The following is an 8824-nucleotide window of genomic DNA, read 5'->3' on the forward strand; positions in this document are numbered from 1 at the left end:
CGCACAGGAACAGCGTCATCGCCTGGAGATGCCGGCCGAGCACTGATGCCTAGCCGCGCTCGGACGGCACCGACGACAATTCGAACGGGCTGCTGCTGCGGCGCTGGTTGCGGTCTTCACGAGGGGTGGCGCCGAAGAAGTTGCGGTAGGCGCTGGAGAAGTGCGGCCCCGAGGAGAAGCCGCAGGACAGGCCGATCTGGATGATCGACTTGCTGGTTTGCATGAGCATCTGGCGGGCCTTGTTCAGGCGCAGTTCCAGGTAGTACTGGCTGGGGACACGATTGAGGTATTGCTTGAAGATCCGCTCGAGCTGTCGTCGGGACACGCACACATGCTGGGCGATTTCGTCGGTGGTCAGCGGCTCTTCGATGTTGGCCTCCATCAGCAACACGGCCTGGGTCAGCTTTGGATGGCTGGAACCCAGACGGTTTTGCAGTGGGATGCGCTGGCGCTCGCCGCCCTCACGGATGCGCTCTACCACCAGCTCTTCCGAGACTGCCCCGGCCAGTTCGGCGCCGTGGTCACGGGCCAGCACTGCCAGCAGCAGGTCGAGTACCGACATGCCACCGCAGGCGGTCAGGCGGTCACGGTCCCAGTCGAACAGATGGCTGGTGGCGATGACCTTGGGGAAACGCTCGGCGAAATCGTCCTGCCAGCGCCAGTGCACAGCGGCGCGATAGCCGTCGAGCAGACCGAGTTGGGCCAACGGATACACACCGGCCGACAGGCCGCCGATCACACACCCGGCACGCACCAGTTGCTTGAGGGCGGTGCTGAGCTGGGAGGCGATGACGGTCGGTGGCTCATCGGCCAGCAGGAACAGCTTTTGGAAACCTTCCAGCTTGCCAGCCCAGGGCTCACCCGGCAGTTGCCAGGCGCCGTCGATTGGCGGTTCGGCCTGCAAAAACGAGAGTTCGTACACCACGTCCGGATGCACCCGCTGAGCAACGCGCAAGGCCTCCTCAGCCAGCGCAAGCGTCAGTGCTTTAGTGCTGGGCCAAATCAGGAAACCAATTCGATGGGCAGTCATGGAGTGCTATCCGAAGCGAGTAACAGTAATGAAGACAAAGGCCAATGCTAGCCGGTAAACCAACACAAATCTCTAAAGCGGGTGAAGATCCAAATGTGGGAGCGGGCTTGCTCGCGAATGCGGTGGATCAGTCACCGGATGTATCAACTGATACACCGCTTTCGCGAGCAAGCCCGCTCCCACAGGGGATTGGGCAACCTCAGGATTGTGAAGCTTGCACTAATTCAGTGCATAAAAGCAGTTCTGTTTACTTCAAGCTGCCGGAAAGAAACTGCTGCAAACGCTCGGACTGTGGGTTGACCAGCACTTCGCGCGGGTTGCCACGTTCTTCGACGATGCCTTTGTGCAGGAATACCAACTGGTTGGAGACTTCACGGGCAAAGCCCATTTCGTGGGTCACCACCACCATGGTCCGGCCTTCCTGGGCCAGGTCCTGCATCACCTTGAGCACTTCGCCCACCAGCTCCGGGTCCAGCGCCGAAGTGGGTTCGTCGAACAGCATCACCTCAGGCTCCATCGCCAGGGCACGGGCAATCGCCACGCGTTGCTGTTCACCGCCGGACATGTGGCCAGGGAACGCATCCTTACGATGGCCCACACCGACTTTAGCCAGGTAGTGCTCGGCCTTTTCCCGGGCGTCTTTTTTCGACATGCCCAAGACGTGCACCGGTGCTTCCATGACGTTTTCCAGCGCGGTCATGTGGGACCACAGGTTGAAGTGCTGGAACACCATCGACAGTCGCGAGCGCATGCGTTGCAGCTGTTTCGGGTCCGCGGCCTTCATGGCGCCGTCTTTGTTGGCCACCAGTTTCAGCTCTTCGTTATTGAGCAGAATCTTGCCGGCGTGGGGCTGCTCCAGCAGGTTGATGCAGCGCAAAAAGGTACTTTTGCCCGAGCCACTGGACCCGATGATGCTGATCACATCACCGGCCGCGGCGGCCAGGGAAACACCTTTGAGCACTTCATGACTGCCATAGCGTTTATGCAGGTCTTGGACTTCAAGTTTGTACATGCGGTCGGTTCTCACAAAAACAGTTGGTCAGTCGTTGAGCAAGCGCCCGTGCCGCAGCGCTTCGCGCCCCGCCACCTTGGCCAGCCAGAAACCCGCTTGGGCATAACGTAGCCGTTCAACGGCAAACAGCACCCCAGGCGTGCCCGCGCAAACAATGCTCACGCGGTCGGACAAGGGATCGATCACTTCAAATATCGGGTCGCCGGCTTCGACTACGTCACCGGCTTTACGCAGGTAGCTGATCACGCCGGCGTGGGGCGCGAACAACAACTCGGTGCCTTCGAAGGGCAGGCCTTCGCAGGGCTCGTGCTGCGGCGCGGGCCATTCACCACGGATCAGGCCTTGCTCGGCGAGGAACGCCAGGATGCCTTCAGCGTGGAAAATCGCTTCGTCACGGCCAGTATCGGCCTGGCCACCCAGCTCCAGAGTCGTCGCCAGGCACGCCAGGGGAATCTGCGCCTCGGGGAACGCCCGGGACAGCCGCAGCCACGGTAGCGAGCAGGCTTCGTCAAACGAACTGCCGCCGGAATCTTCCGCCAGCAGGCCGACCTTCACATTCAGGTGCGCCGACAGCGAACGCCACTGCGGCCAGTGTTGCGGCAGCGCGTACATGTGCAACGCGGCTTCGGCGTCGCAATGCAGGTCGAGGACCACGTCGGCGGCGCAGGCATGGCTCAGCAACACTCGCTGCATGCCTTGCAACTGGCTGCTCGGCGCCGGCAACGCATTGAGCGCATCGCTCATGGCCTGGCGGATCAAGCGCACATTGGCGTGAGGATCATCCCCCAGCTTGCCTTTGAGCAACTCGGTAACCGGCTCGCTCAACTCAACGAAGTCGCGGTTGAAATTCTTGCCGCTGCCGATCTCGAAACGGCCCTGGTGACTGCCTTGCAGCAGTTGCCCCAAGCCCATCGGATTGGCGACGGGAACCAGCTCGATCACGCCGTTGAGGGCGCCTTGCTGTTCCAGTTCCGTCAGGCGCTTTTTCAGCTCCCAGGCGGCGCGCATGCCGGGCAATTCATCCGCGTGCAGGCTGGCCTGGATATAAGCCTTGCGCTCGCCGCTACCGAAACGAAACACCGTCAGCTGGCGTTCGCAGCCCAAGTGACCCCAGGGCAACAGGTGATCGATACGTTCCATATCAATGCTTCCGTGGAGCCAGGTAGCTCAGCCAGCGGCCTTCGGCCAACTTGAACAGGCGCACCAGGATGAAGGTCAGGCACAGGTAGAACGCACCCGCAGTGATATAGGCTTCGAACGGCAAGTAGTACTGGGCGTTCACCGTGCGTGCGGCACCGGTGATGTCGATCAGGGTGACGATGGAGGCCAGGCTGGTGGTCTGGAGCATCATGATCACTTCGTTGCTGTATTGCGGCAGCGCACGGCGCAGGGCCGATGGCAGCAGGATCCGGCGGTACAGCTTGTAGCGCGACATGCCCATGGCCTTGGCTGCCTCGATCTCGCCGTGGGGCGTGGCCTTGAGGCTGCCGGCGATGATCTCGGCGGTATAGGCGCTGGTGTTCACGGCAAACGCCAGGCACGCGCAGAAGGTCGCGCTGGACAGCAGTGGCCACATGAAGCTTTCGCGCACCGCTTCGAACTGGGCCAGGCCGTAGTAGATCAAGAACAGCTGCACCAGCATCGGCGTGCCGCGAATCACATAGGTGTAGAGCCAGGCAACACCATTGACGATCGGCTGCTTGGACACGCGCATCAGGCCCAGGGGCAAGGCCGCGAGCAAACCGAAGAACAGCGAAATGGCCAGCAGTTTCAGGGTGGTCAGCAAGCCGCCGAGGTACAGCGGCATGGCCTCCCAGATGACGTTGTAGTCGAAGATCATAGATCAGCCGCCTTTACGCCTACCGAGTAGCGCTTCTCAAGATGACGCAGGGCCAGCAACGACACGCTGGTGATCACCAGGTACATCGCCGCCACTGCGAGGAAGAAGGTAAAAGGTTCGCGGGTGGCGTCTGCCGCCTGCTTGGCCTTGAACATCATGTCTTGCAGGCCCACCACCGAAATCAATGCGGTGGCCTTGGTCAGTACCAGCCAGTTGTTGGTAAACCCGGGGATCGCCAGCCGAATCATCTGCGGCACCATCACCCGGAAAAACACCTGGAACGGGCTCATGCCATACGCCAGGCCGGCTTCGGCCTGGCCCTTGGGAATGGCCATGAAGGCGCCACGGAAGGTTTCCGAAAGGTAGGCGCCAAAGATGAAACCCAGGGTGCCGATACCGGCGGCCAAGGGGTTCAAGTCAATGTAGTCGTTGTAGCCGAGCAACGGCGCAACGCGGTTAAGCAGGTCCTGACCGCCGTAGAAAATCAGCAGGATCAGCACCAGGTCGGGGATCCCGCGGATCACCGTGGAGTACAGGTCGCCCAGCCAGGCCAACCAGCGCACCGGCGAGAGGCGCAACGCGACCCCGATCAGACCCAGAACAATGGCCAAGGCCATGGACGACAAGGCGAGCTGAAGCGTCAACCATGCGCCATCGAGGATGACAGCCCCGTAGCCTTTCAACATGATTCAGGTCCTCGAAAAGGGGGATGAAAAAATGGCGCAAACTTCAGAGATCCTGGTGCTTGCGCCATTCTGGACAGACAGCTGCGACGGTTTACTTGGCTTCTGGGCCGTAAATGTCGAAGTTGAAGTACTTGTCCTGGATTGCCTTGTACTTGCCGTTGGCACGGATCGCAGCGATTGCAGCGTTGATGCGGTCCAGGTTTTCCTTGTCGCCTTTACGTACCGCGATGCCGATACCGTCGCCGAAGTACTTGGCGTCAGTGAAGGCCGGGCCGGTGAACGCGTAGCCTTTACCGGCTGGCGTGTCGAGGAAACCTTCCTGCAACAGGGTGGCGTCGGCTACGGTGCCATCAAGGCGACCGGCTTCTACGTCCAGGTAGATTTCGTTCTGCGAGCTGTAAGGAACAATGGTGGCGCCTTTGGGAGCCAGCACTTCCTTGGCGAAACGGTCGTGGATCGAACCGCGCTGCACGCCGATTTTCTTGCCTTTCAATTCATCCAGGCTGTCGCTGACGGCAGTGCCTTCCTTCAATACCAGGCGAGCTGGGGTCAGGTAGTAGCGGTTGGTGAAGTCCACGGACTTCTTGCGATCGTCGGTGATGGACATCGAGGACAGGATGGCGTCGATCTTGCGCACTTTCAGCGCCGGGATCAGGCCGTCGAATTCCTGCTCGACCCAGGTGCACTTGACCTGCATCTGCTCACACAGGGCGTTGCCGATGTCGTAGTCAAAACCGACGATGCTGCCGTCCGGTGCCTTGGAGGCAAACGGAGGGTAAGCCGCTTCAATACCAATCTTCAGTGGCTTGCCTTCGGCGAAAGCCTGCATGGACAGCACGGACAGCGCCAGGGCGCCCAACAGCACGAGTTTCTTCATCTTGGGACTCCATCGGTATAGGGCAAAACAGCAGTATGAGCCAGGGCCCACGATGCGAATGAGTGAAACCGAATAGCGGTGCTGCGTCCTGCGCCAGTTCAGCATCGGCGACGACGAGCGAGTGATCGGCATTCTAACGACAGGCCGGAAGCCGATATTTCCTCAATGCGACAACAATTTACAGAAGCACCGAGAAAGCGGTTCCAGCACATTGACAGCCTCTTGATTTTATGCAGAGGCAAAAGATATTAAACCTGTTAACGCTGCAAGTTGCGGGCCTATTATTCGCAAACCCTTCTAGCACGGCAAGTGTAGCGTTGGATCTAATTTTTCAGGGCGTCTAAGACGCGGGTTTTCGGGGCATGGGCGTAGCACTTTGCCTCATGTTTGGGCGTGGGGTTACACATTTGCTAGGTTCGGTAACATTCAGAAACTTCCTACAACACAATCCGATATTTATTGGCCTTGTGTAAGTCGCCCCACCGGATGACCAGCCTTGGAATGCAATCTAAATGTGGGAGCGGGCTTGCTCGCGAAGGCGGTGTGTCAGTGGGTGATGTGCTGGCTGACACGCCGCCTTCGCGAGCAAGCCCGCTCCCACAGGGGTTATAGGTCGCCTGTCCGATCGCACAAAAAAGCCCCATCCGGCCTACGCCGAATGGGGCTTCGTCCCACAAACCCGCCTTACGCGACGTTCATGGTCTTGTGCGTCTTGATCAAATGCGCCACCACACTCGGATCCGCCAGGGTGGAGATATCGCCCAACCCGTCGTATTCAGCGGTGGCAATCTTGCGCAGGATCCGGCGCATGATTTTCCCCGAACGGGTCTTCGGCAAGCCCGGTGCCCACTGGATCACATCCGGTGAAGCAATCGGCCCGATCTCTTTACGCACCCAGTTTTTCAGCTCCAGGCGCAGCGCTTCATTCGGCTCTTCGCCGTTTTTCAGCGTGACATACACATAGATGCCCTGGCCCTTGATGTCATGAGGCACACCCACCACCGCCGCTTCCGCGACTTTCGGGTGCGCAACCATGGCGCTCTCAATTTCGGCGGTGCCCATGCGGTGGCCGGACACGTTCAGCACGTCATCCACCCGCCCGGTGATCCAGTAGTAGCCATCCTCGTCACGACGCGCACCGTCACCGGTGAAGTACATGCCACGGAAGGTCTTGAAGTAGGTGTCCACAAACCGGTCATGGTCGCCATACAGCGTACGTGCCTGGCCCGGCCACGAATCCAGGATCACCAGGTTACCCTCGGCCACGCCTTCAATCAGGTTGCCGAGGTTATCCACCAGCGCCGGTACCACGCCAAAGAACGGACGTGCCGCCGAACCCGGCTTGAGCGCATGGGCGCCCGGCAGCGGGCTCATCATGTTGCCGCCGGTCTCGGTCTGCCACCAAGTGTCCACGATCGGGCAACGGGATTGGCCGACGTTCTTGTAGTACCAGTCCCACGCTTCCGGGTTAATCGGCTCACCCACCGAACCCAGCAGGCGCAAGCTGCTGCCATCGGCGCCTTCGCAGGCGGCGGTGCCGGAAGCCATCATGGCGCGGATCGCGGTCGGTGCGGTGTAGAGGATGTTCACTTTGTGCTTGTCGACGATCTTCGCCACCCGGGTGATGTCCGGATAGTTCGGCACGCCTTCGAACATCAGCGTGGTCGCGCCGTTGGCCAGTGGGCCATAGACGATATAGGTGTGGCCGGTGACCCAGCCGACGTCGGCGGTGCACCAATAGATTTCGCCCGGGCGGTAGTCGAACACGCGCTCGTGGGTCAGGGCTGCGTACAACAGGTAGCCGCCGGTGGTGTGCTGCACGCCCTTCGGCTTGCCGGTGGAGCCGGAGGTGTAAAGGATGAACAGCGCTTCTTCGGCGCCCATCTCTTTCGGCGCACACGCGGTGCCCGCCACTTTCATCAGGTCTTCGTACCAGATGTCGCGATGCTGGTTCCACTTGATGTTGCCACCGGTGCGCTTGCACACGATGACTTTCTGGATGCTGCTGGTTTCCGGGTTGGTCAGGGCGTCGTCGACGTTGGCCTTCAGGGAAATCTTCTTGCCGGCACGAATGCCTTCGTCGGCGGTGATCACCACCTTGGATTTGCAGTCGATGATCCGACCGGCCAGGGCCTCTGGCGAGAACCCGCCAAACACCACCGAGTGAATCGCACCGATCCGGGCACAGGCCAGCATGGCGACCGCGGCTTCGGGAATCATCGGCATATAGATAGTCACCACGTCGCCGCGGTGCACATCCTGGCCGCGCAGGGCGTTGGCGAACTTGCAGACTTCTTCATGCAGCTCGCGGTAGGTGATGGTGCGGCTTTCGGCAGGGTCGTCGCCCTCCCAGATGATTGCTGGCTGGTCGCCACGCTCGGCGAGGTGGCGGTCCAGGCAGTTGTAGGAAACGTTGAGGGTGCCGTCGGCAAACCATTTGATGTCGACATGGTGATCGTCGAAGGAGGTCTGCTTCACCGTGGTGAAAGGCTTGATCCAGTCAAGGCGCTTGGCTTGCTCGCGCCAGAAACCGTCGGGGTTGACCACCGACTGCTGGTACATGGCCTTGTAGGTCGCCTCATCGGTCAGCGTATTGGCCGCTACTTCGGGGCGAACGGGGTACAGAGAAGCCGCACTCATCTTTCTTACCTCGGTGACATAGTTGTTGTTGTATGGCCCTGTTGTAGCCGGGCCGGACCTATAGAACCATTCGACGATGGTAGTAACAAGCCCCTACAAATTGCCCACCTATCCCCCGGCAGCGCTCTGGCCCGCGGCCCGTGGCGCTTTGCAGGTTTCTGAAAAAACCTTCATTTCGCGATTGTTACAAAAACCACCAATAGTGTTTATCAAAAGCACGGGTATATGAATATAACTCGGACGCCTAAAATCAACCTCGCCATCAAGGCACTGTGATTAACAACGTAACAGCCCCCACGAAGGCAACGTTAATCCGAACTTCCCAATCAAGTTACACACGTGGCCTCACAAGGGCCCCGTGACCCCTTTCGACCGCCAAAAGGTAAATAGTCAAATGAAAGCGTTATTAGTTATGGCCCTTAGCAGCTTGTGCGCCACCGCCGCCCTGGCCGACGAAGCCCCGACTGACATAGCCAGCCAGAGCACCCCGATTGTTGAGGATTACACTTACAGCACCCATCTGGACGTCGCCAAAGTAGTGTCCATGAGTGAAGTCCCGGATGTATGCAAAGTTGTACCGGTAAAAATGGAATATGAAGACTCACAAGGTCAGCGTCATATTCTTCAATATCAGGTCATGGGTAACGGTTGCTCTAACGGATAATAACTTCGTTAGTTTGAACTGAACCTGATCTTATTCGCCGCAAGAAATCGTTCTTGCGGCAAAGAGCCCTCCCCC

Annotated in this window: 8 protein-coding genes; 1 reads left to right on the forward strand and 7 read right to left on the reverse strand. The window is 59.5% G+C overall.

Annotated features, from left to right (window positions below):
• Positions 1 to 49: 49 nt before the first annotated feature.
• The 7 genes from JV201_RS22085 to acs form a co-directional block, all read right to left on the reverse strand.
• On the reverse strand, positions 50 to 1030 hold the full coding sequence (locus JV201_RS22085) for a GlxA family transcriptional regulator (RefSeq protein WP_003214334.1): 981 nt from the start codon (positions 1028 to 1030) through the stop codon (positions 50 to 52).
• A 247-nt stretch (positions 1031 to 1277) separates the two neighbouring features.
• On the reverse strand, positions 1278 to 2042 hold the full coding sequence (locus JV201_RS22090; protein ID WP_003214336.1) for an ABC transporter ATP-binding protein: 765 nt from the start codon (positions 2040 to 2042) through the stop codon (positions 1278 to 1280).
• A 27-nt stretch (positions 2043 to 2069) separates the two neighbouring features.
• On the reverse strand, positions 2070 to 3182 hold the full coding sequence (locus JV201_RS22095; protein WP_219406039.1) for a succinylglutamate desuccinylase/aspartoacylase family protein: 1113 nt from the start codon (positions 3180 to 3182) through the stop codon (positions 2070 to 2072).
• A 1-nt stretch (position 3183) separates the two neighbouring features.
• Entirely contained in the window at positions 3184 to 3882 is a 699-nt protein-coding gene (locus tag JV201_RS22100; RefSeq protein WP_008435252.1) for an ABC transporter permease, read from the reverse strand.
• On the reverse strand, positions 3879 to 4568 hold the full coding sequence (locus JV201_RS22105; protein ID WP_003214341.1) for an ABC transporter permease: 690 nt from the start codon (positions 4566 to 4568) through the stop codon (positions 3879 to 3881). The genes JV201_RS22100 and JV201_RS22105 overlap by 4 nt, the downstream gene beginning before the upstream one ends.
• Positions 4569 to 4659: 91 nt before the next feature.
• Positions 4660 to 5445 carry an ABC transporter substrate-binding protein gene (locus tag JV201_RS22110; RefSeq protein ID WP_003214343.1) on the reverse strand — a complete coding sequence of 262 codons (786 nt, stop codon included), beginning with the start codon at positions 5443 to 5445 and terminating at the stop codon, positions 4660 to 4662.
• A gap of 684 nt (positions 5446 to 6129) precedes the next feature.
• Positions 6130 to 8085, reverse strand: coding sequence for an acetate--CoA ligase (acs, locus tag JV201_RS22115; RefSeq protein WP_219406040.1), 1956 nt, complete (start codon positions 8083 to 8085; stop codon positions 6130 to 6132).
• Positions 8086 to 8479: 394 nt separating this feature from the next.
• Between acs and JV201_RS22120 the strand changes: the two genes are divergently transcribed.
• On the forward strand, positions 8480 to 8749 hold the full coding sequence (locus JV201_RS22120) for a DUF2790 domain-containing protein (RefSeq protein WP_219406041.1): 270 nt from the start codon (positions 8480 to 8482) through the stop codon (positions 8747 to 8749).
• Positions 8750 to 8824: the final 75 nt, after the last annotated feature.

This window comes from Pseudomonas sp. Colony2 (genome assembly GCF_019382755.1).
GTDB lineage: Bacteria > Pseudomonadota > Gammaproteobacteria > Pseudomonadales > Pseudomonadaceae > Aquipseudomonas.

Excerpts from the sequence above, each read along its gene's own strand:
- JV201_RS22105 (WP_003214341.1), bottom strand. The coding sequence starts at position 4,568 with ATGTTGAAAGGCTACGGGGCTGTCATCCTCGATGGCGCATGGTTGACG.
- JV201_RS22110 (WP_003214343.1), bottom strand. The coding sequence starts at position 5,445 with ATGAAGAAACTCGTGCTGTTGGGCGCCCTGGCGCTGTCCGTGCTGTCC.
- JV201_RS22120 (WP_219406041.1), top strand. The coding sequence starts at position 8,480 with ATGAAAGCGTTATTAGTTATGGCCCTTAGCAGCTTGTGCGCCACCGCC.
- JV201_RS22090 (WP_003214336.1), bottom strand. The coding sequence starts at position 2,042 with ATGTACAAACTTGAAGTCCAAGACCTGCATAAACGCTATGGCAGTCAT.
- acs (WP_219406040.1), bottom strand. The coding sequence starts at position 8,085 with ATGAGTGCGGCTTCTCTGTACCCCGTTCGCCCCGAAGTAGCGGCCAAT.
- JV201_RS22085 (WP_003214334.1), bottom strand. The coding sequence starts at position 1,030 with ATGACTGCCCATCGAATTGGTTTCCTGATTTGGCCCAGCACTAAAGCA.
- JV201_RS22100 (WP_008435252.1), bottom strand. The coding sequence starts at position 3,882 with ATGATCTTCGACTACAACGTCATCTGGGAGGCCATGCCGCTGTACCTC.
- JV201_RS22095 (WP_219406039.1), bottom strand. The coding sequence starts at position 3,182 with ATGGAACGTATCGATCACCTGTTGCCCTGGGGTCACTTGGGCTGCGAA.